Source organism: Fuscovulum ytuae, assembly GCF_029953595.1.
GTDB classification, from domain to species: Bacteria; Pseudomonadota; Alphaproteobacteria; order Rhodobacterales; family Rhodobacteraceae; genus Paragemmobacter; species Paragemmobacter ytuae.
The window spans coordinates 1,257,595-1,280,184 of record NZ_CP124535.1; the positions used below are offsets into that span (position 1 = coordinate 1,257,595).

The following is a 22,590-nucleotide window of genomic DNA, read 5'->3' on the forward strand; positions in this document are numbered from 1 at the left end:
TCCATCTGCATACACTTGGATACAATACGAGGCAAGGAGAGGCCCATGCCCCCCCAATTGGCCCGACGCGCAGCGACGCTCGCCCTTGCGCTGCTCGGCGCGGGGCTGTTCCACCTCTTGCACCTGCCCCTGCCCTTTCTCTTTGGCCCGATGACGGCCTGCCTGATCGCCGCGCTGGCCGGTGCGCCGCTCAAGGGCATGGGGCCGGTTTCGACCCTAGCGCGCACCGTCCTTGGCGCGGCAGTCGGGGCCTCGATCACCCCCGATGTCGTCGCCCGTATCCCCACGATGGCCGGCAGCGTGGCGCTGGTGCCGGTCTATGTGGCCATCATCGGATTGGTGGGCTTTCCCTTCTTTCGCCGCATGGGCCACGATCCGGCCACCGCTTGGTATGCCGCCATGCCGGGCGGATTGCAGGACATGGTCACCTTCGGCCAAGAGGCCGGGGCCGATATCCGCGCCCTCTCGCTGATCCATGCGACACGGGTTCTTATCCTCGTGACCCTTGCCCCCATCATTCTGACCTGGGCCTATGGGTCGGGCTTGGGCGGCGCGATCGGCACCCCGGCGCGCGACCTGCCCTTGGGGGAAATGGCGCTGCTCGCGCTGGCCGCCGTGGCGGGCTGGAAAATCGCGGAACGGATCGGGCTGTTTGGCGCCTCGATCCTTGGCCCGATGGTCCTGACGGCCGCGCTCTCGCTCTCCGACCTCATCCATACCCGCCCCCCGACCGAGGCGATACTGGCCGCCCAGCTTTTCATCGGGATCGGGATCGGCGTCCATTATGTCGGCGTCACCTTGCGCGAATTGCGCGCCTTCATCCTCTCGGGCCTTGCCTTCGTCGCCTTGCTGGCCGCCCTCGCCGCGCTCTTTACCGAACTCGTCACCCTGACCGGCCTTGCCCACCCGGTCGAAGCTTTCCTCGCCTTCGCCCCCGGCGGGCAGGCGGAAATGACGGTGCTGGCGCTGGCCACCGGGGCCGATCTGGGCTTTGTCATCCTCCACCACCTGACACGTATGGTGGTGGTGATCCTCGGCGCCCCGGTCGCGGCGCGGCTGGTCGGCGTCAAACGCCCGCCGGGGTGACAAGGTGAACGGGCCGCCGTTCCGCGACGACATTCACCGGACCAAAGACATCCACGACTTGCAGATCAACCTCCTCCTCCGCCACGAAAACGGTATGCGGTGTGGCGATCATCCGAGGATGCGGCAAAAGCGGGGCGGCCGGTTCGGTCAACGGCCCGCCCTCAAACACATCCAGCGCCGCAAGCAAGGCCTCCGGCGCGATCAGCCCTGCGCGCGCTCTGGCCGAAACCGCGCGCATGACCGGCCGCCTCACCTCACCGCTTCTGTCGCTTGAACAGGGGCGTGGCCGCCCGCTCAAGGCGTTGGCGCAGACAGTCGACCTCGTGGCCCAACTGCGCGAAAGAGTCCGCGCCTTTGCCGAAACCCGGTTGCGCAAAAGCGTCGATGTCACCTTCCATGTATCGAGAGCAAAGCGCCCCGTCGCATGCGACCCGGTGCTGATCGAAGAGATGCTGGCCCACCTCCTCGACGACGCGACCTCTGAATCATTCGGCGAATCATTCGGCCCTGTCCTGCCTGCGTGCCGCAATCGCTGCCCCGACCCGCCGCGACACAGCCACAAGTCCACAGCACGCCGCGCCGATTTTTGGGGCCGATACCCCGGTTTTTCATAAACCACAGGTCCAAAACGCCGCCCTGCGCCTAAACCCAACGCACAACGCGCCCACCCAGCGGCAACCTAAACAGAAGGCCTAACGGCTCACGCTTGCCAGCCCCGGCCTCCCTCGCTCAAGCTGATCTCAGTCAACCAGTCCCCAGTCTGGAGAGCTTACCATGGACCGCATCTTCGCCCTCCTGTCCGCCGCCATGTTCATCGTGATGCTGTCCAGTGTCGCGCTTTTCCTGATGATCGTCGACGCAGGCGCACACCAGCCTTTCCTTGCGCCCAGCGCGCCCCTCGTCCTTGTCGGCCAGTCCGAATAGCATATTGATGCAACGCTCATCATCAGAGCCGCCTTCGGGCAGCCCAACACGCATGGACCAGCCCCAAAAAGCATAAGGCCCGTCCCGGGGTCGCGGGAACGGGCCTGTCGACAAAGGATGGAGGCAAGCCATCCCGGACAAGCAATTTATGCGAATGATTTTCATGTGCATCAAGAGAAATTTCACATCGACCGCCCCGCAGCAGGTGCGAACTCTTTTCTCACTCCACCTCTGACAGAATGCGTCGCGGCGGCAACCGCTCGACGCGAAGGCCCCAACCACGGGGCAACGCGTGATCTGCAACAGGCCAAGACACTGAAAAGATTTTATTTTCCAACCGCAATATCATTCACGAAGCGCGAATTCGCGGCATAGTCCCATTTTCCACCGCCCTAAAAAACACGCTATGGTGGATTTGATCTGGCGCAAAGCCGCTACGAATCTGACCTTGTAAAGTTCTCTTAACGACACAGCTTTCCCCGCGGCCCACAGCAAAAGCCGTAGGTCGCGGCGAATCGCCACGTCGGCCATGCGACGGATCGTCAAAGCAGGAAGACCGAATGCCGCTGCACCCACACGGACGCCAAGACCGCAACACCCGCCCCCTTTGCATCCTGCTCCCCACCCTTCTTGGCCTGGCCGTTGCCCCCAACCGGACCGCAGCCCAGACCGATGTCGCCGCCGCGCCTTTTGGCCTCTGGTCCGTCCTTGCCCTCATCCTTCTTGTCGTCAGCGCGCTTGCCATCGCCATCCTTCTGCGCGGCAGACTGCACCGCCTTGCCGAAGCGCGCCTCGTGATCGCCGAGGCGCTGCATAAGCGCATCCGCGAAAGCGACGCGCTACATGCCGTCTTCCTTGCGACCGAAGACATGACACGGCCCACGCAAGCCACCCTTGCCGACGTGGCGCAGGCCTTGGAAACCGCCATCGGAGCGCCGGGCCAGTTCCGCTTCCGCCTCCGTCTTTTCGATGCCCTGCATAATGCAGCACCTTCCGACACCGCTGCTCCCGTCCATACCAGCCCCATGATGATCGAAGGGGTCGAGGCGGGCGAAATCGCGGTCTATGCCCGCGCAGGTCAAAACGCCCATTTGTATCCCGAAGAACGCCTTCTCGTCGATCTTGCCGCGTCCCGCCTTGCGGGACGCTCCCTTGGCGCGCTTGCCACACAGCGCCTTGCCCGCAGCGAAGAACGCTTTCGCCACACCTTCCACCACTCTGCACAGGCCACCGCCGTCTTGCAAAACGGCGTCTTCACCGAAGCCAATGCCGCCGCCCATACCATCCTCGGCTATCGCAACGGTGCCAGCTTCATCGGCCTGCGCCCCGACCAAATCTCGCCGGAATTCCAACCCGACGGCACAGGCTCGGCGGAAAAATCCGCAGCGCTCATCGACCGCGCCCTGCGCGAGGGCAGCGTGAAATTCGACTGGGAACATCTGCGCGCCGATGGCTCGCCCGTGCTGATCGAGGTGATGCTCACCGCCGTCGCCGATGGCGATCACGTCGACATCTTCACCCTGTGGAACGACATCACCGTCACCCGTCAGGCCGAAATTGCCCTCGCCAATTATCAACGCACGCTCGAGGCGCAAGTTGCCCGCCGCACCGAGGAACTCACCGCCCTCACCGAAGAACTCCAGACCATCCTCACCACCGCCGATAGCGGCATCGCCCTCGTCCGCGACGGTCGCATCGCCTCGGCCAATCCCGGCCTTGCGGCGCTCTTGCTGCGGCCGATGGATCAGTTGATCGGGGCCAGCCCGGACGTTTTCCTCTCCGATCCCGCCGAATGGCCGCGTCTGCGCAGCCATGCACAGGATCACATGGCGCGCGGCGAAACCTTCTCCGCCTCCACACAGCTTGCCTGCGGTGATGGCTCGCTCCGCTGGGTAAACCTGCGCGCCAAGGCGATCGATGCGCGCGATCCGGGCCAAGGCGTGGTCTGGGTCATCTCGGACGCGACGCAGGAACGGGCCGCCGCCGCGCAACTGGCACAGGCACGCGACATCGCCGAACAGGCCGCCCGCCTGAAATCCGAATTCCTCGCCCAGATGAGCCATGAATTGCGCTCGCCCATCAATGCGATGATCGGCTATGGCGACCTCCTGCTCGGCTCCCCGCTGACCGCGCATCAGCGCGACTATATGCTCAAACTGCAATCCGCAGGTCAGCATCTTCTGTCCATCGTCAATGACGTTCTCGATCTGTCCAAGGTCGAGGCGGGCAAGCTGCGCATCGAACGCACCGAATTCGCGCTGAACGCTGTCCTGCGCGCCGCCTGCGACAGCATCGCCGCCGCCGCCGCCGATAAAGGGCTGGAGCTGATCCTCGACGCCGATCCGGCCCTGCCACCGCGCCTCATGGGCGATCCGCTCCGCCTCACCCAGATTCTGCTGAACTATCTCAGCAACGCGCTCAAATTCACCCAAAGCGGCGAGATCCGGCTTGAGGTTGCCCCCGATCCGTCAGGCGGCCTGCGCTTTACCGTCACCGATACCGGGCTTGGCATGTCGCCCGATCAGATCACTCGTATGTTCCAAAGCTTCTCGCAGGCCGAGGATTCGACGGCCCGCCTTTACGGAGGCACTGGGCTTGGCCTCGCCATCTGCCGCCAATTGGCCGATCTCATGCAGGGCGAGGTGGGCGTCGAAAGCATCCCCGGCGCAGGTAGCCGGTTCTGGGTTCGCCTGCCGCTTGATGCGGCGCCCGGCCTTGCGCCTGCAGGCAAGCCCCCGCTGAAGGGCCGCCGCCTCCTGCTTCTGGATGACAATCCCCGCGCCGCTGCCGCCATAAGCCGTCAACTCACCGCCGCCGGGGCCCGTCCCACCATTGCAGCAGATGTCGCCACAGCCCTCGCCGCAGCCCGCCAAACCCGCTTTGACGCGCTTCTCATCGACAGCCGGATGCCCGATGCCGACGGCCATATCGCCGCCGCCCGCCTCCGCTCCGCGCTGAGGGACACCCTGCCTCCCTTGGTCCTTCTGTCGCATCGCGGCGGCCATCAGGCCGTGGAAGAGGCTTATGCCCATGGCTTCCGCGACCTCGTCCTGAAACCCATCGATCCCGATGTCCTGATCCCCCGCCTGATTGGCGTGATCAATGGTGCCGACCTTAAGGGCCAGACCGTGACCCAAGCCCCTGATCCCGCGGCACCCAAGCCCTTCGCAGGCCGCGCCGCCCTGATTGTCGATGACAACCCCATGAACCGCGAAGTGACCGCCGCCCTTCTCTCCCATCAGGGGTTTGACACGGTCACCGCCAGCAACGGGGCCGAGGCGATCGAGGCACTCCTTGACCGCGAGGTCGACCTCATCCTGATGGATTGCCAGATGCCCGTAATGGACGGCATCGAAGCCACCCGCCGCATCCGCGCCCTGCCCAGCGCCCGCGCCCACGTCCCGATCATCGGACTTACCGGACAATCGGATGAAGGCGACCGCGACGCGGGCCTAGCCGCCGGAATGTCCGACTATCTGGTGAAACCCGTGGCCCCTTCCGCCCTGCGCAGCACGCTTGCCCGCCATCTGGAGGATGCGCCCGACCCACCCCTGAACCGGCCCGAAGCGGCTCAGGTCTCGTAAGGCCAAGGCGCCTGCGAAAAGACCCCGCCATCCACCCACAAGGTCTGGCCCGTCACGAACCCCGCCGCAGGCGAACAGAAAAACAGCACCGGCCCTGCGATATCTTCGGGCGTCCCCACCCGGCGCAAGGGCGTAAGCGGCGACCATTGCCCCGCATAATCCCCCGCCTCTGCCGCCGTCCGCTCGGTCGCAATCGCGCCGGGGGCCACGCAGTTGACGCGGATACCATGGGGGCCAAGCTCGCTCGCCGCCGCTTTGGTGAATTGCTCGATCCCGCCCTTCGACGCCGTGTAATCCACCAGTCGCGGGAAGGCGACCTTGTTGCAGCCCGATCCCAGATTGACGATGGACCCCGCCATGCCCCCCGCAATCATCAACCGCGCGGCAGCCTGCGTGTTTAGGAACGTGCCGCGCAGATTGGTCCGCATCACGGCATCCCATTGATCCGCCCGCAGGTCCATCAGTGCGGCCCATGTCTGGATGCCCGCATTGTTGACCAGAACCGCAGGTGCAGCCCCCGCCCAGTCCGCCGCCTGTGCGTGGAAGGCCGGCACGGCCACCTCATCGCCCGCATCCACCTCGACCGCCAGCGCATGACGGCCCAGCGCCTCCACCTCCGCCACGACCCGCGCGGCCAGATCGGCGCTGCCAAGATGCGTCAGCGCCACGTCATGCCCCGCCCGCGCCAAGGCCACCACCAGATGCCGCCCGATGGCCGAGGTTCCGGCCGTCACCACCGCCAAAGCCATCAACGCCTCCTCAGGCCAGCATGTCCCAGACAAACCGCGCACAGACCGTCAGAAGAAAGATCCCGAACCCCGTCTCCAGCACCCGTTTGGGCAGGGTATGGGCCAGCTTCACCCCAAACCGCGTGGTCAAAAGCGTGGTGGGAATGGTCAGCGCGAAGGTCAAAAGGCTCACATAGCCCAGCGCATCCCCCGGCAGCCCCGGCTTGCCCCATCCCGCCAGCATATAGCCCACGGTCCCCGGCAAGGCGATCAGAACACCCACCCCCGCCGCCGTCGAAATCGCCCGGCGAATGTCATAGCCATGCAGCGTCAACAGCAGGTTGGTAATCGCCCCCCCGCCAATCCCCATCAGCGCCGACAACAGCCCGATGATCCCGCCATAGCCGACCAGCACCCCGCGCCCCGGCAAGCCTTCAGCCAGCCGCCAGCCTTTCCCGCCCGTCAAAAGCTTTGCCGCATTCGTCCCCGCCACGAAGATAAAGACCAGCTGGAACACAATCGGCTCGGCATAGCGCGCGATCACCGACCCGACCAAGACGCCTAAGATCACCGGCACGGCCCAGATACGGATCAGGTCCATATCCACCGTCCCGCGCAGATAATGCCCCCGCGCCGAATTCAGCGAAGTGGGAATGATCACCGCCAGTGACGTGCCCACCGCCATCGGCATCCACAGGTCTTCCGGGTAATCCAGCACTCGGAACAATTCATAAAAGACAGGCACCGAAATCGCCCCGCCCCCGATGCCAAAGACCCCGGCCAACAGCCCGATCAAGGCCCCCGCCACGATCAAAGCCCCGATCACCGGCAAAAGCGTCGCCAGTTCGATCCCGTCCATCTGCCCGTTCCCTTCCCATACCGCGCCCAAAGCACGGCCCCGCGCACAGTCTTAGGCCTCCCCCGCTCCAAGAACAACCGCCCCGCCTTGCCAAGCCCCGCACAACCACTAGCCTTCCCCCGCACAGACCCGCGCGAAAGGACCACGCCCCATGACCGTCAACACCGCCCCCGTCTCGGCGGGCGAGGCGCTCTCCCTCCTCCGCGCCGCCCACGCCGCGCAAGCGTCGGGCCACCTCACCGCCGCATGGATGCTGCATGGCCGCCCCGGCATCGGCAAATCCGACATCGTCGCGCAACTGGCGCAGGAAACCGGCGCACAGCTTTTCGACCTGCGCCTGACGACCATCGAACCGCAAGACCTGCGCGGCCTGCCCTTCTACGACCACGCCACCCGCCGCACCGTCTGGTATCGCCCCGAAGACCTGCCGGATGACCCCGCCCGCCCGGCAATCCTGTTTCTCGACGAACTCACCGCCGCCGCACCAACGCTGCAACCCACGGTCTACGGCCTCTTGCAAGAACGCCGCGTCGGTCGCCACCAACTGCCCGCCTCCTGCTTCCTCGTCGCCGCAGGAAACGGCACCGATGACGGCGCGGTGGCCTATGAGATGGGCACGGCGCTGGCTGACCGCCTCATCCACCTGCATATAAAGGCCGAGGCGACGGATTGGCTCACCCGCTATGCCGTGCCGCGCGGGCTGCACCCCGCCGTCATCACCTTCATCCGCACCCGCCCCGACCTTCTGGAAAACTCCGAAGACGCGCTCCGCCGTGGCCTCACCATCGCCTGCACCCCCCGGTCATGGGTCCGCGTCTCCGATATCCTCCACGCCATCCGCGACCCGCGCCTGCGCGCGCCCATGATCGCGGGCACCATCGGCGACGCCGCCGCCGCCGAATTCCTGCTGGTGGTCGAGGAAATCGCCGCCACCGTCCAAGTGGCCGACCTGCTGGATGCCCCCAAGGGGAAACGCCCCGATCTCTACCCCCAAACGATGACCGGCCTCACCGCCCTGACCTATGCCCTGATCGGCACCGCCGACGACGCCACCCTGCCAAAGGTGATCGAGGTGATGGCCGACCTCCGCCACCTGCCCCGCCTGCGCCCCGACGCCCCATTCGCCCGCCTCCCCCTCGCGGAACTCTGCACCCATGGCTTCGAACTCCTGATCCAGAAAGCCCTGACCCATAACCTGACCGAGGCCTTCCGCACCTCGCCCGCTTATGCCGAATACCGCGCCGAACGGCAGGCCCAAGGGCTGGAATGAGGGGGCCAGAATGAGGGGGCCAGAATGACCCGCCACTCCGCCCGCGCCACCACCGCACTGCGCGCCTTGAACGAACATGACCCCGCGATGGCCGCCCTCGCGCTCTGGTGCGATCACCGCGACCGCGACCATGGCCCGCCCGCCGAAACCACGGGCCAGACCATCCATTACGGCCCTGAATTCGACACCCTGCCGCGCCACGAACAGATGGGCCTTGCCGCCCATCACATCCTGCATGTGGCGCTGCGCCATTCCCCCCGCCTCGCCAACCTCGCCCTCCGCATGGGCGACCGTTTCGACGCCCGCCTCTGGCAGATCGCCGCCGATGCCATCGTGAACGAAACCCTTCTCGCCGCCGATTACGCCCTGCCCCGCCCCGCCCTCACCCTCACGGGCCTTCTGGCCAACGCCCTCGGCACCACCGTCGCGCCCCGGCAGGCACTTGCCGATTGGGACGTGGACCGCCTTTATCATTCCTTGCGCGACACCACCCCCGGCGGCACCGGCGACGCGCAATCCCGCGCCCTCTCCTACGCCACAGCCCAAGGCTTCCGCCCCGACCTGACCCCCGACACCGGCCCCGCCGACACCCCCGACCCAAAGACCGATGCCGATTGGCACCGCCACCTCTCCCGCGCACTGGAGGCAGGCCGCAGCGCCGGGCGCGGCATCGGTGCCGCCAACCTTCGCCTAGCCGACATCCCCCAACCGCAGACCCCGTGGGAGGTGATCCTCCGCCGCCTCCTCAGCCGCGCCACGCTGGACGCGCCCCAGTCCACGCACCGCCGCCCCGCCCGCGCCTTCATCGCCGCCATGGCGCAGGCACAACAGGACCAGACACCCGAACCCGCCTTCCAACCCGGAACCGCCCGCCAATCCCCCGCCCCCCGCGTGGTCATCGCGCTCGACACCTCCAGCAGCATCACGGATGACGCCCTGACACTCCTCATGGCCGAATGCACCGCCATTGCCCGCCGCACGCGGGCCGAGATCCACCTCATCCCCTTCGACGACAGCCCCGCCCCGGCGATCCGCCTCGACCCCGCCACCGCCACCACCCACCTGAGAACCCTGCAAGCCCCGCGCGGCGGTGGCACCGCCTTCGCCCCCGCCTTCGCAGCAGCGGCCGCCCTGACCCCCTCCATCCTCATCGTCCTGACGGATATGGAGGCCCCGCTTCCCCCAAAACCCCGCTTCCCCGTGATCTGGGCCATCCCCGACGCCCGCCACGCGCCGCACGCGCCTTGGGGCGCAACGCTCGACCTCTCGCGCTAACCGATCAGGGCTGCCAACCGCGCATGGGCTGACACGCCCCGCACATCAAAGGCCACGTCCCGCAGACAGGCCCCCGCCGCAAGGTTCACCCGCAACAAATCACGCTCCGAAAAGCCATCATCGAACAGCCCCGCCAACAGCGCCCGCTCGTCCACAGAGAGACGCATCACCTCCGGCCCCGCCTCGCTTTGAACAGAGACAAGCGTCAGGGGGGGCATCCGCCACATCTCGGACTGCTCCACCACCAGATGCAGCCGCCCCTCGGCCATCCCCCGCCCTGCCGCGATCTTCGACAGAACCGCCACCGCCCGCACACGCAACAGGTCAAGCCCGCGCTCCACCTCCGCCTCCGACGCCAAAGCCTTCGCCGCAGGCTTCGACAGCCGCAACACCTTGGCCTCGAACAGATAAATCACGATCAGCATAGGCAAAGGCGCCTGCGAAATCGCCAGCGCATAGCGCGGGAACAGCACCGCCCCCAGCAGAAACGGCAACAGCGCCACCAGATAGCGCAACACCTCGATCTCAAAGATCAGCCGCAGCCACAGACCCACCCCCGCCCCCCGGCGCGGAAAGATCATCACCCGGCCAAAGACACGCCGCGGCACCTGCCGCATCTCCAATGCGCCGGGATTCCAGATCGTGTCAGGCGTCAGGATGAACACAGCAAGGGGCCTCCGGCACCGGAACCTAGCGCCCCGCACCCATCACGCCACCCCTAGCGCGCCCCGTAGTAAAGCCCCACCACATGCTCGGCTTCGGCAAAGAACAGCCAGCGCTGCGCCAGCGCGCCCAAGAGATGAAAGGCCACCGCCACGATCACCGATGCCATACCGGGGATCAGCATCAAGGCCAGCGCAGGCAGCATCACCGAACAGACCATGGCAATGATCCGCACCCGATCCGCATGCTTTCGCCCCACCACGAAAATCATCTCCCGCAGCAGATAATTCCCCCCTGTATGGGGTTGCTCAAAGACCGAAACCGCCCCGATCCGGCCCAGTCCCGTCGCGCTTTCCATCGTGGCCCCCGCCTTGGCAAAGGCCGCCTTGCCGAAATGCCAATGCAGCGCCAGCGTGATCCCCAACAGAACCAGCGCCCAAGCCGCAAAGGGCCGCATCGCCCCCATCACCATGGCCCCCGACAGCGCATAGGCCACAAAGACCAAGGGCACCGTCCAATGATGCCAGCGCGGCACGGCCCGGATCTGGGCATAGATCATCGACGTGCAATAGACGGTCACAACCGCCATCGCCGCCCCCGCCATGCCAAAGCCCCGCCCCCAGCCAAGGCCCAGCCAATCCGACAAAGCCTGCGGCGCGAACAAAAGCAGCGTCACGACCGAGGCCCAAGCCTCGCGCGACAGCCAACTCGTCCGCCATTGGGTAAAGGCCAAAAGCGCCCGCTGCGGATTACCAAGGTGAAAGGTCGAAGACACCAGCCCCGCCACGGCCAGGCCATAGCCCAGGCCCCAAAGGAAAAAGGCCGCCATCCCCTGCGCCCCAAAGATCCCAAGCAGCGCAAGGAACCCAAAGCCCAGCCCCGACAGCACGGTAAAGATGATGACAGACGGTGCCGGATGCATTCACAATTTCCCCAAAACCCGGTCCAGCCACCCGGCCAGCCCCGTTGCCTTGATGTCCAGCAGGGGGGCCAGCAATGACGCCTCCTGCGGCCGATCCTTCTTCCTTGGCGGCAGATAGCGGTTCACGGGGCGCGTCCCCATCTCTGGCATCAGCGCAAACCCCTCCCGCTCGGCCGTCAGACGGCTGACTTTGCTCGTGGGGTCCGCGAAATCCCCGAAATGCCGCGCCCCCGTGGGGCAGGTGCGCACGCAGGCAGGCTCGCGGTCTTCTTCCGGCAAAGCCTCGTTATAGATGCGGTCGACGCACAGGGTGCATTTCTTCATCACCCCCGCATCCATATCCAATTCCCGCGCACCATAGGGGCAGGCCCAGGCGCAAAGGCCACAGCCGATACAGGCATCCTCATTCACCAGAACGATGCCATCCTCGGCCCGCTTGTAACTCGCCCCCGTCGGGCAGACGGTGACGCAGGGCGCATCCTCACAATGCAGGCAGGACCGGGGGAAGTTGATGATTTGCGCAGGCATTTCATCAGGTTGCACTGAAAAGCTATGAACTCGGTTTAAGAAGGTCCCCGACGGATCGGCCCCGTAAGGGTTCTGGTCCGACAAGGGCACGCCATAGCCCTGATCGTTCCACCCCTTGCAGGCGGTGACACAGGCATGACAGCCCACGCAGGTATCAAGGTCGATCACCAGACCCAGCTTCTTTTCTGTCCGCTCCGGCAATCCGGTCATCGCAGGCCCCCGTTTTCTGGCACAGAAAACGGCGCGGAATGTGACGCACATTCCGAAAGCGGAGCCTTGCTCCGCTTCCCGAATTCTGCGTCAGAATTCGACGCGAAAACTGCGTCAGTTTTCGCCTCCCTCATCCCCGCGCCCTCCCCTTCGGCACCACCTGCGGCAGCACCTCGAACGAAGGCTCCGCCCGCTCGCGCGGCCCCACCTTCGCAATCCTCACCCGCAGGTCGAACCACGCCGCCTGCCCCGTCACCGGGTCGGAATTCGACAGCCGCCCCTCCCCCGGCAAAAGCTCGGAAATCAGATGGTTCAACAAGAACCCCTGATTGGCCTCCGGCGCCCCTTCGTCCAGCGCCCAAGCCCCCCGCCGCTTGCCGATCGCATTCCACGTCCAGACTGTGTCGGGGTTCAACGCCGCCATATGCGCCACGGGCACCACAATCTCGCCCGTGGGGGATGTCACCCGCGCATAGTCGCCTTCCGCAAACCCCTCCGCCTCCCAGATCTTCGTCGGCAGATAGAGGTAATTCTTCCCATGGATCTGCCGCAGCCAAGCGTTCTGGCTGCCCCATGAATGATACATCGCCATCGGCCGCTGGGTGATCGCATGGACCGGGAACCCCTCCGCCGCCGCCTCCCCGAAGGGCGGATACCAGACGGGCAACGGGTCCATCGCGACCTTCAACCTGTCCCGCAAATGGTCAGGCGGTTGCAGGAAACCATGTCCTTCGGCGGCAAGCTGGAACTTCCGCATCGGCTCCGACCAGATCGAAAACAGATAGGGCTGTGGCGATTCATAAAAGGACGTCGCCACAGCCCAATCCTGATAGGCGGCATTCCACGGCTTCATAAAGGCAGCGCCTTCCGGCACATGCGCCTGATAGAAGCCGCCATTTTCGATATAGCGCGCCAATTGGTCGGGGTTTGCATCGCCCCGTCCTTCCTTATCACCCTCAGCCCCCCGAAAGCCGATCAAGGGCCCCACTCCGGGCCGCCGGATATGGTTCACGATATAATCGGCGTAATCCTTGAACTTCGGCGTCCCGTCCTCTTTCACCATCCCCGGCAGGCCCAACCGCGCCCCAAGGTCCAGAAGCACCGACTGGAACCCCCGCACATCCCGATCCGCCTCCACCACCGGCCAGCGGATCGCATCCCCCGCCGCATCCGGCTCGGAAATCGGACGGTCCAGCAGCGAAATGCAATCATGCCGCTCCAGATAGGTCGTGTCCGGCAGGATCAGGTCGGCATAGGCCACCATCTCGGAGGCATAGGCATCGGAATAGATGATGCGCGGGATGACATACGCCCCATCCTCGCGCTTGTCGGTCAGCATCTCCATGACGCGGGCGGAATTCATCGACGAATTCCACGACATATTCGCCATATAGAGAAACAGCGTATCCACCTTGTAGGGATCGCCCGCATGGGCATTGGGGATGACCATATGCATCAACCCATGCGCGCTGAACGGGTTCTCCCATGTGAACCCCTTGTCGATCCGCCAAGGGCTGCCATCCTCCTTCAGCGCCAAATTCTCAGGCCCGCGGACATAGCCCAGATGCGGTCCTGACAAAGGCTTCCCCGGTGCCGCCACGAAATGCGGCGTCGGATGCGCCTCAACCGGCTTGGGATATGGCGGCTTCAGCCGATAGCCGCCCGGAACCTCCACCGTCCCGAGCAGGATCTGCAACAGATGCAGCGCCCGCGCCGTCTGGAACCCGTTGGAATGGGCCGAAATCCCCCGCATCGCATGGAAACTGACAGGCCGCCCGGTCATGCTCTCATGCCGATCCCCCCGGAAATCCGTCCATGCCACAGGCAGTTCGAACGCCTCGTCGAACGCCACCCGCGCCAGTTCGGCCGCCAAGGCCCGTATCCGCGGCGCAGGCACACCGCAACGCTCCGCCACCGCCTCCGGCGCATAGTCGTCGGACAGATAGCGTTCCGCCATATGCTGGAACACCGTCCGATGCCCTTGCCACACCGCGCCCAGATCGGGCTGCACCCCCGCCCCGTCCCAAGGTGCGGGCGCACCCGTCCGCTTGTCGATGACAAAGGGCTGGCTTTCGGCATTCTTCAGGATCAGCCCCTTCTCTGCCCCGTCCGTGCCATTCACCAAAAGCGGCGCATTGGTCCAGCGGGCCAGATAATCCAGATCGATCTTCCCCGCCTCCAACAGGCAATGGATCAGCGACAGGATCAAAAGCCCATCCGTCCCCGGCGTGATCCCCACCCATTCATCGGCAACGGCGTTATAGCCCGTCCGCACCGGGTTCACCCCAATGACCTTGGCCCCCCGCGCCTTCAGCTTGCCGATCCCGATCTTGATCGGGTTGCTGTCATGATCCTCGGCCACCCCGAACAGGACGAACAGCTTCGTATGCGCCCAATCCGGCTGCCCGAATTCCCAGAAGGCCCCGCCGATCGTGTAAATCCCCGCCGCCGCCATGTTGACGGAACAAAAACCCCCATGCGCGGCATAATTCGGCGTGCCAAACTGTTGCGCCCACCAGCCCGTGAAAGACTGGCTCTGATCCCGCCCGGTAAAGAAGGCAAGCGTCTCCGGCGCTTCCTCCCGCAACGGCTTTAGCCATGACACCGCCGTCTCCAGCGCCTCTTCCCAGGAAATCTCCTCAAACGCCCCGGATCCACGCGGCCCCACCCGCCGCAGCGGTGCGCGCAGTCGTGACGGCGCCGTCACCTGCATGATGCCGCTCGCCCCCTTGGCGCAAAGCACGCCCTTGTTCACCGGATGGTCGCGGTTCCCTTCGATATAGGTGACCTTGCCCGATGTCAGATGCACGTTGATCCCGCAGCGGCAGGCGCACATGTAGCAGGTGGTCTTCTTCACCTCGTCCGACACTTTCGGCGATGTCTCCACCTTCGGCTGCCCCATCACGCCTCTCCCGTCTGCTCGGCGGCCTGCACCTGCATGGCCTCCATGGCAATCTGCCGTTCCTCTTCCGCCGCGACGATCCAGACGGCAACCCCCGCGCCCTCTGAATGCAGCACCGTCGCGCCCTGCGCATTCGCGCTTTCGTCGAACTCTACGCCAGCAAAACGCAAACCCCGAAGGATTTCCGCCCGCACCTCCGCATCATTCTCGCCAATCCCGCCCGTGAAGGCCACCGCATCAAGGCCCCCCATCGCCGCGATCAGGCTGCCTGCATGGCGCACCGCCCAATAGCAGAAATGCGCCAGCGCGAACCGCGCCTCCGCCGTCCCCGCCCGGTGCAGCGCGCGCATATCCGACGCGCCACCAAGGCCCAAAAGCCCGCTCTCCCGGTTCAGGATGCGCCCTGCCCCCGCAATCCCATGCACCTCAGCCAGTCTCAGAACGGCATTCCCGTCAATCCCCCCGGCCCGCGTCCCCATGGTCAGCCCATCCAAGGGCGAATAGCCCATCGTGCTGGCCACCGACCGCCCACCAAGGATTGCGCAAGCCGATGCCCCATTGCCCAAATGGAACGCAAGAAGCCGTTTGGGAACACCATTCCCAGCCATTTCTTGCACTTTTCGAACAAGTGAGGCGTAACTGATCCCGTGAAACCCATAGCGCCGCAGGCCCAGCGCCTCGGCCTCGGCAGGCAGGGCATAGCGCGCCGCCACCTCGGGCATCCCGGCATGGAAAGCCGTGTCAAAACTCGCATATTGCGGCAGATCGGGGGCCAGCCGCGCCAGCGCGCGGATCGCCGTCAGGTTCGCCGGATTGTGCAAAGGCGCCAGCGGCACACAGGCCTCCACCTGCGTCAGCAGGCCCTCCGTCACCCGGGCAGGTGCCACCAGCGCCGCCCCCCCATGCACCACCCGGTGCGCCGCCGCCGTCAGCGCGGCGACAGGAATGCCCGCCTCTTCCATCCCCTCAAAGACCAAGGCCAGCGCCGTCGCATGATCCGCCACCGGGCGCGGCCCGACCAGAGGCCCCACCTCTACCCGCGCGGCCGGCCCGCCGATCTCGGTCACCCGGCCCGCCAACACCTCGCGCAAGCCCGCGTCAAAGACCGCGACCTTCAGGCTGGACGACCCCGCATTGACGACCAGAACCAAGCTCACAGCAGCGCCTTCACCAGACCCATCCCCGCCAGCCCCGCCAGCAGAAGGATAGCAAACCGCCGGAAATCCTGCGGATCGGTGTTCAGGAAATGCCGCCCCCCCAGCCAGTTCCCCAAGAATGTCAAAGGCAGCGCGATCAGCGATGCCCAGAGCGTGTCCCAACTCACCAGCCCCGCATACCAGTAAAGCGGCGCGGAATAGAGGTCGAGCAGCGGGAAATACGCAATCAACGTCGCCCGGAACACCGCCGCCCGCATCGGTTGCGCCGCGAAATAGGCCGCGATCGGAAGCCCTCCCATCCCCGGCGCATTCGCCAGACCCGAGATCACCCCCATCCCCAGATTGGAAAGACCCCGCGCCTCGCCCGCCAGCCGCCACCCGGCCAACAGAACCCCGCACATGCACAGCACATAGGCCGAAATCACCGCCCGCGCCGCATCTTCGGAAATCCCCGTCAACAGCCACAGACCCAGCGGCAGCCCCACCGCCGCGCCGGCCAAAAGCAGGCCCACCCGCCGCCAATCCACATCGCCCGATATGCCCCGCGCGGCCTGCAGGCTCATCGCGGTCTCAAGGATCACCACCACCGCCACCATGTTCAGCGGGTTCATCACAAGGGATGACGCCGCAATCACCATGGCCGAATAGCCAAAGCCCGAATAGCCCCGGATGAAGGCGGCGCCCAGCACGGCCACCGCCATCCAGACCGTCCCGACAAGGGACAGATCAAAGGGCATCAAACGACCTGCGCGCGCATATCCGCCTTGCTGATCCCGGCCACCGCGACAGGCTTCTTCATCGCATCCCGCCGGAACGGCTCGCCCAGTTCCTGATTGATCAGCGCCTCGACCAGCGTGGTCTTGCCATGGACCATCTGATCCTCAACCGCCTTGGCCAAAGCGTCCCGCAATTCCTCCATCGTCCGCGCCTGCACGCCCTGCAACCCGCAGGCCTTGGCAATCCCGGCGTAACTCACCTGTGTATCCAATTCCGTCCCCACGAAATTGTCGTCATACCACAGGGTCGAATTCCGCTTCTCCGCGCCCCATTGGTAATTGCGGAACACCACCATGGTGATGGCAGGCCATTCCGGCCGCCCGATGGCGGTCAGTTCGGTCACAGCAATCCCAAAGGCCCCATCGCCCGCGAACCCCACCACAGGCACATCCGGGCAGGCAATCTTCGCGCCCACGATCGACGGCAGACCGTATCCGCAAGGACCAAACAGCCCCGGTGCCAGATATTTCCGCCCCGCTTCAAAGGTCGGATAGGCATTCCCGATGGCACAATTGTTCCCGATGTCGGACGAGATAATCGCCTCTTTCGGCAACGCGCTCTGGATGGCGCGCCACGCCATGCGCGGGCTCATCCAATCGGGCTTGGCCGCCCGCGCGCGTTCGTTCCAAGTGGTGCCCGGATCGTCATCCTCATGATCCATCGACGCCAATTGCTGCGCCCAACGGCTCTTCGTCGTGGCAATCAGGTCAAGCCGGGCCTGCCGCCCCGCTTCCCCGGCATTGGAAGCCAGCTTCGCCATAATCCCCTCGGCCACCTTCTTGGCATCGCCAACGATGCCCACCGTGACCCGCTTCGTCAGCCCGATCCGCGCCGGGTTGATGTCCACCTGAATGATCTTCGCATCCTTCGGCCAGTAGTCGAGGCCATAGCCCGGCAGCGTCGAAAACGGATTAAGCCGCGTGCCCAGCGCCAACACCACATCGGCCTGTTTGATCAGCTCCATCCCTGCCTTGGACCCGTTATATCCCAAAGGCCCCGCAAACAGCGGATGGCTGCCCGGGAAGGCGTCATTATGCTGATACCCAACGCAGACCGGGGCCGACAACCGCTCGGCCAGCGCCATAGAGGCCGGGATCGCCCCGCCGATCACCACGCCCGCCCCGTTCAGGATGACCGGGAACTTGGCAGAGGACAGCAGCGCCGCCGCCTCGGCCATCGCGGCCTCTCCGCCTGCGGGCCGTTCGAATTCCACCACCGCGGGCAGGTCGATATCGATGACTTGCGTGAAATAATCCCGCGGCATGTTGATCTGCGCAGGGGCCGAATGGCGCTTGGCGTTCAGGATCACGCGGTTCAGAACCTCGGCCACGCGGTTCGGGTCGCGCACCTCCTCCTGATAGCAGACCATGTCCTTGAACAGCGCCATCTGCTCCACTTCCTGAAACCCGCCCTGCCCGATGGTCCGGTTCGCCGCCTGCGGCGTCACCAAAAGAAGCGGCGTATGGTTCCAATAGGCGGTTTTCACGGCGGTCACGAAATTGGTGATGCCGGGGCCATTCTGCGCGATCATCATGCACATCCGGCCAGAGGCGCGCGTAAAGCCATCCGCCATCATCCCGCCCGATCCCTCATGCGCGCAGTCCCAGAAGGTGATGCCCGCCTGCGGGAACAGATCGGAAATCGGCATGAAGGCCGATCCGATGATGCCAAAGGCATTGTCGATGCCATGCATCTGCAACACCTTCACGAAAGCCTCTTCCGTCGTCATCCGCATGTGCCGTCTCCTTGGCAATCCTTATCGGCCCCACAAGGCCGCTTTGCCCCCTTCTACCCCTCCGCCACCCCGTGGCCTTAGGGCCAGAAAGCAAGGCCACTTAAGTCCAGTTCGCCTGCCCCCGCCCGACAGCCCCTCACGCCCCATTAAGGTTAACGCGCCCCAACCTCAGCGCGCGTGCCCACAGTTTGCGGCACAAAACCCGGCACAGAACAGGGCACAGCCCTTGCCCCCTGATGCCGAAAATAAACACAGCGCCCGCAATCACTTGCAACCCGCCCCGCAGATTTTCTGTCTGAATGATTTCCTCGGGGGGGCCGGGGGCAAGGCACCCCCGGTCCAACGCCAGCCACCCGTGCCGCCTCACCCCTCGCGCATCGCCTGCGCCACCAGCGCGATCCCGTCCGGGATCTTGCCCACCGGGATCGAACTATAGGCCAGCCGATAGAAGTTCCGCCGCTCCGTGCCGGGGTGAAAGAACACCCGCCCCGGCTCGATCAGCACGCCCTCCCGCCGCAACCGCAGCGCCAGCGTCTCGGTATCCACTCCCTCCGGCGCCTCCATCCAAAAGGACGACCCGCCAAATCCCCCCTGCCCCGCCACCCGCAACCCGTGCAGCGCAATCGCCTCCTCCATCGCCTTGCGCCGCTTGGCGAAGGCCGCCTTCATCCGGTTCACCAACGCATCGTAATGTCCCAGCGAAAGAAAATGCGCCGCCGTCCGCTGCAACTGCCCCGGCGGATGGCGCAAGACCTGCGCGCGCAGCGCCCGCGCCTCGCGGATGAACGGCTCCGGTCCCACCAGCCAGCCAAGGCGCAGCCCGGGAAAGATCGACTTGGAAAACGACCCCGCATGCACAACCCGCCCCCCGGAATCGAGGCTCTTGATCGATGGCGAAACGGGCGTCAGGAAACTCATCTCGAACTCGTAATCATCTTCCACCACAAGGAAATTCCGCTCCTCCGCCGCCCGCAACAGCGCCGTGCGCCGCGCCACGGGCATGGTGGCATTGGTCGGGCTTTGGTGGCTTGCCGTGGTAAAGACCACATCCACGCCCTCGGGCAGGCTGTCCACCGACAGCCCCCCCTCATCCACCGCCACCGGCGTCACCCGCGCCCCGGCCTGCGCCACCATCGCGCGGAACCCCGGATAGCCGGGGTTCTCCACCACCGCATGACCGCCGGGCCGCAACAGGACCTGCGCCGCCAGCCACAGCGCATTCTGCGCGCCCATCGTGACCAGTACCTCCGCAGGCCGCGCCTCAATCCCCCGGCGCGGCAGGATGTTGCGCAACAGATATTCGATGAGCAGCGGATCATCCCGCTCATAGCGATCCGCCGTCAGCGTCTCGAACTCCCGCCGCCCCAAAGCCTGCAAGGCGCAAAGCCGCCAATTCTGATGGTCAAACAGCGCAGGGTCCGCCTGCCCATAGATGAAAGGATAGGGATAGGCGCGCCAATCCTCGGGCCGCTCCACCCGCTCCATCCTTGAAAACCGCCCGGCGCAAAGCGACTCCCAATCCACCGTGCCGGTGGCCTGCGGTGCAGGACGGAATTCCGGCTGCACCGGCACCCCCTCGCTCACGAAATAGCCCGACCGCCCCCGCGCCGTCAGGTAATCCGCCGCCACCAATTCGGTATAGGCCAGCGTCACGGTGATCCGGCTCACCCCCAGATGCGCCGCCAAGCCGCGCGACGAGGGCATCTTCTCCCCCGCCCGAAACCGCCCCGTCAGGATGCCATCCGCCACCATCGCACGGATGCGCTGCTGTAGCGTCCCGCTCACCCCCTCAGCCAGATAGAAACGCTCCACAGGTATCGCCATCTGGACCTATCCCCCCTTCGGTCTGGCCATAAGGCGCGCCCCTCCGGCGGGCGTCAAGCCCGGCCTCACCGTGGCATGGGGGGCTGTCTGCCCCCCACGGCCCTGCGGGCCTCCCCCCGAGAGTATTTTTCCCAAGATGAAGCCAAAGCCCTGCACCTTGCCCCTTCATCTTGGCCCAAATACTCAAAAAATCTCAAAGCCGAAGCGCGGCACGCGCGCAGGCGCCGCAAAAGACATGCGCGGCCCCCTCTTCCGGGGGCCGCGCGCATTAACCTTAACCGCAGTTGAAGATCAGCCGAAAACGCGGGTCAACGCGCTGTCGATGGCCCCGGTGATGTGGTCGATGTCATCCTTCGTGGCAATCAGCGCGGGCGACAGGCAGAGCGTGTTGTTCAGCCCCGGCAGGCTGCGGTTCGTGGCCCCGATGATCACGCCCTGCGCCATGCAATCGGCCACCACTGCCTGCACTTTCTTTTCATCCGCAGGTTCCTTGGTCGCCCGATCCGCCACCAACTCGGCCCCCAGGAACAACCCCTTGCCGCGCACATCCCCGATGACCTTGTGCTTTTCCATCAGGGCCTGAAGATTGCCAAGGCAATAGTCGCCCATCTTCACCGTGTTCTCCAAAAGCCCTTCCCGCTCGATGATGTTCATATTCTCAAGCGCCGCCGCAGGCCCGCTCGTGCAGCCCCCGAAGGTGGAAATGTCGCGGAAATAGCTCATCGGATCGGTCGGGTCGTCCTTGAACATCTCAAAGACCCGCTCGGTCGTCACCGTGCAGGAGATGGCGGCGTAACCAGAGGCCACGCCTTTCGCCATGGTCACGAAATCGGGCTGGATGCCGTAATGCTGATAGCCGAACCACGTCCCCGTCCGGCCCACGCCGCAGACAACCTCGTCGATGGCCAGAAGGATATCGTATTTCTTGCAGATTTCCTGCACCCGCTCCCAATACCCCTTCGGCGGCACGATCACGCCGCCGCCGGCGGTGACGGGTTCAAGGATCAGGCAGCCCACCGTATCGGGGCCCTCGCGCAGGATCACCTCTTCGATGGCATCCGCGGCGCGCTCGCCATAGTTCTCCACATCCCATTGCTTGCGGTATTCAAGGCAATGCGGCACCCGCACGAAGCCATCCGGGAAGGGGCCATATTGCATCGCCCGCTGGTCCTGACCGGCGCTGGCCAGTGCCGCGATCGTGGTCCCGTGGTAATCGCGATCCCGATACAGGATCTTCCACTTCTTCCCGCCATGGTGGCGATGCGCGATCTGGCGCACCATCTTATAGACCTTCTCATTCGCCTCGGAGCCCGAGTTCGAATAATAGACCCGCGTCATCCCCGGCATCTTCTCGATCAGCCGCTGGGCAAAGATCGCCCCCGGAACCGACCCCGCCGCGCCTGCGAAATAGTTCATCTTGATCAGCTGGTCGCGCACCGCATTGGCGATGCTTTCCCGGCCATAGCCCACATTCACCGTCCAGACCCCGCCCGACACGGCATCGATATGCTCTTTGCCCTTGGCGTCCCAGACCTTCATCCCCTTGCCTTCGACGATCACGCGCGGATCGACCCCGGCATCATATTGCTTGTGCTGGCTCAGGTGATGCCAGACATGGGCGCGGTCGGCCTCGACCACTTCCGAGATATCGTTGAAACGGTCCAACCCTTCCATGGGTGCGTCCTTTCATGAAATGCAGCAGGCCCCGGCAAAAGGCGGGGGCGATCCCTGCCATAATCCTCTACCGCAGCCCGCGCCGATAGGGCCAGAGAGAAAGTCGCCATAAGGCCAGATGCGCGCGACTCACCAAGGCATAGATTGGTTAATGCCCGATCACCGCGCGCTGCGTGCCCACAGGTTGCGGCACAAAACCCGGCACAAAACAGGGCACAAATTTTTTCACCCCAGTTCGCCCCTTAATCCAGCGTTCGCAAAGGGTTAGGCCGGTCGCACCAAAAATCGTTTGATTTTCATATCCGAAACCGTATGAACAACCGCAGCCCCCCTGTCGGGTGGCAAAACCCTGGTGACCGGGCCCCTCTGGCGAAAGTCTTGCGACGCTTTCGCGATGTCGGCACTGCGGAGCAACAGTCGCAAGGACCTGACCGACCCGCCGGATCGTCACGGACGCCCCTCGCGCCGCGCC

General features: G+C 65.1%; 18 protein-coding genes. 6 read left to right on the plus strand and 12 right to left on the minus strand.

From position 1 onward, the window contains the following. The first annotated feature begins 45 nt into the window (after nt 1-45). Nucleotides 46-1,086, plus strand: a complete 1,041-nt coding sequence (locus QF092_RS06065; protein WP_281468570.1) for an AbrB family transcriptional regulator — start codon at nt 46-48, stop codon at nt 1,084-1,086. Here the strand turns inward: QF092_RS06065 and QF092_RS06070 are convergent. Then, nucleotides 1,067-1,324: a hypothetical protein gene (locus tag QF092_RS06070; protein ID WP_281468572.1), complete on the minus strand. Its 258-nt coding sequence runs from the start codon at nt 1,322-1,324 to the stop codon at nt 1,067-1,069. The genes QF092_RS06065 and QF092_RS06070 overlap by 20 nt on opposite strands. On the opposite strand from QF092_RS06070, the gene QF092_RS06075 reads away from it, so the two are divergent. From QF092_RS06075 to QF092_RS06085, 3 genes are all read left to right on the plus strand, one after another. Further along, complete coding sequence (locus QF092_RS06075) at nt 1,323-1,700, plus strand: ATP-binding protein (RefSeq protein ID WP_281468574.1); 378 nt, start codon at nt 1,323-1,325, stop codon at nt 1,698-1,700. The two genes, QF092_RS06070 and QF092_RS06075, sit on opposite strands and share 2 nt — an antisense overlap. 160 nt (nt 1,701-1,860) lie before the next feature. Continuing rightward, complete coding sequence (locus QF092_RS06080) at nt 1,861-2,010, plus strand: hypothetical protein (RefSeq protein WP_281468576.1); 150 nt, start codon at nt 1,861-1,863, stop codon at nt 2,008-2,010. Nucleotides 2,011-2,570: 560 nt separating this feature from the next. Further along, nucleotides 2,571-5,594, plus strand: coding sequence for a PAS domain-containing hybrid sensor histidine kinase/response regulator (locus QF092_RS06085; RefSeq protein ID WP_281468578.1), 3,024 nt, complete (start codon nt 2,571-2,573; stop codon nt 5,592-5,594). Here the strand turns inward: QF092_RS06085 and QF092_RS06090 are convergent. Together QF092_RS06090 and QF092_RS06095 are read right to left on the minus strand one after the other, a co-directional pair. Then, entirely contained in the window at nt 5,582-6,343 is a 762-nt protein-coding gene (locus tag QF092_RS06090; RefSeq protein WP_281468580.1) for an SDR family NAD(P)-dependent oxidoreductase, read from the minus strand. The genes QF092_RS06085 and QF092_RS06090 overlap by 13 nt on opposite strands. Before the next feature lie 10 nt (nt 6,344-6,353). After that, a complete protein-coding gene (locus QF092_RS06095) occupies nt 6,354-7,181 on the minus strand; it encodes a sulfite exporter TauE/SafE family protein (RefSeq protein ID WP_281468582.1) in 828 nt (275 codons plus the stop codon). Between the two features lie 151 nt (nt 7,182-7,332). Between QF092_RS06095 and QF092_RS06100 the strand changes: the two genes are divergently transcribed. Both QF092_RS06100 and QF092_RS06105 read left to right on the plus strand, forming a co-directional pair. Next, nucleotides 7,333-8,451: an AAA family ATPase gene (locus QF092_RS06100; RefSeq protein ID WP_281468584.1), complete on the plus strand. Its 1,119-nt coding sequence runs from the start codon at nt 7,333-7,335 to the stop codon at nt 8,449-8,451. A 24-nt stretch (nt 8,452-8,475) separates the two neighbouring features. Beyond that, a complete protein-coding gene (locus QF092_RS06105) occupies nt 8,476-9,726 on the plus strand; it encodes a vWA domain-containing protein (protein ID WP_281468586.1) in 1,251 nt (416 codons plus the stop codon). Here the strand turns inward: QF092_RS06105 and QF092_RS06110 are convergent. The 9 genes from QF092_RS06110 to tpa all read right to left on the minus strand — a co-directional run bounded on the left by QF092_RS06110 (nt 9,723) and on the right by tpa (nt 22,118). Continuing rightward, on the minus strand, nt 9,723-10,391 hold the full coding sequence (locus QF092_RS06110; RefSeq protein ID WP_281468588.1) for a hypothetical protein: 669 nt from the start codon (nt 10,389-10,391) through the stop codon (nt 9,723-9,725). The genes QF092_RS06105 and QF092_RS06110 overlap by 4 nt on opposite strands. A gap of 53 nt (nt 10,392-10,444) precedes the next feature. Beyond that, nucleotides 10,445-11,311: a dimethyl sulfoxide reductase anchor subunit family protein gene (locus tag QF092_RS06115; RefSeq protein WP_281468590.1), complete on the minus strand. Its 867-nt coding sequence runs from the start codon at nt 11,309-11,311 to the stop codon at nt 10,445-10,447. Beyond that, entirely contained in the window at nt 11,312-12,049 is a 738-nt protein-coding gene (locus QF092_RS06120) for a 4Fe-4S dicluster domain-containing protein (RefSeq protein WP_281468592.1), read from the minus strand. Between the two features lie 130 nt (nt 12,050-12,179). Continuing rightward, complete coding sequence (locus QF092_RS06125; RefSeq protein ID WP_281468594.1) at nt 12,180-14,951, minus strand: molybdopterin oxidoreductase family protein; 2,772 nt, start codon at nt 14,949-14,951, stop codon at nt 12,180-12,182. Next, complete coding sequence (locus QF092_RS06130; RefSeq protein WP_337250654.1) at nt 14,951-16,108, minus strand: acetate/propionate family kinase; 1,158 nt, start codon at nt 16,106-16,108, stop codon at nt 14,951-14,953. Before QF092_RS06130 ends, QF092_RS06125 begins: the two co-directional genes overlap by 1 nt. Further along, on the minus strand, nt 16,105-16,845 hold the full coding sequence (locus QF092_RS06135) for a sulfite exporter TauE/SafE family protein (protein WP_281468595.1): 741 nt from the start codon (nt 16,843-16,845) through the stop codon (nt 16,105-16,107). Before QF092_RS06135 ends, QF092_RS06130 begins: the two co-directional genes overlap by 4 nt. Continuing rightward, nucleotides 16,845-18,620 carry a sulfoacetaldehyde acetyltransferase gene (gene xsc, locus QF092_RS06140; RefSeq protein ID WP_281468597.1) on the minus strand — a complete coding sequence of 592 codons (1,776 nt, stop codon included), beginning with the start codon at nt 18,618-18,620 and terminating at the stop codon, nt 16,845-16,847. The genes QF092_RS06135 and xsc overlap by 1 nt, the downstream gene beginning before the upstream one ends. Nucleotides 18,621-18,983: 363 nt before the next feature. Continuing rightward, a complete protein-coding gene (locus tag QF092_RS06145) occupies nt 18,984-20,444 on the minus strand; it encodes an aminotransferase-like domain-containing protein (protein ID WP_281468599.1) in 1,461 nt (486 codons plus the stop codon). 291 nt (nt 20,445-20,735) lie between these two features. Continuing rightward, on the minus strand, nt 20,736-22,118 hold the full coding sequence (gene tpa / locus QF092_RS06150) for a hypotaurine--pyruvate aminotransferase Tpa (RefSeq protein WP_281468601.1): 1,383 nt from the start codon (nt 22,116-22,118) through the stop codon (nt 20,736-20,738). Nucleotides 22,119-22,590: the final 472 nt, after the last annotated feature.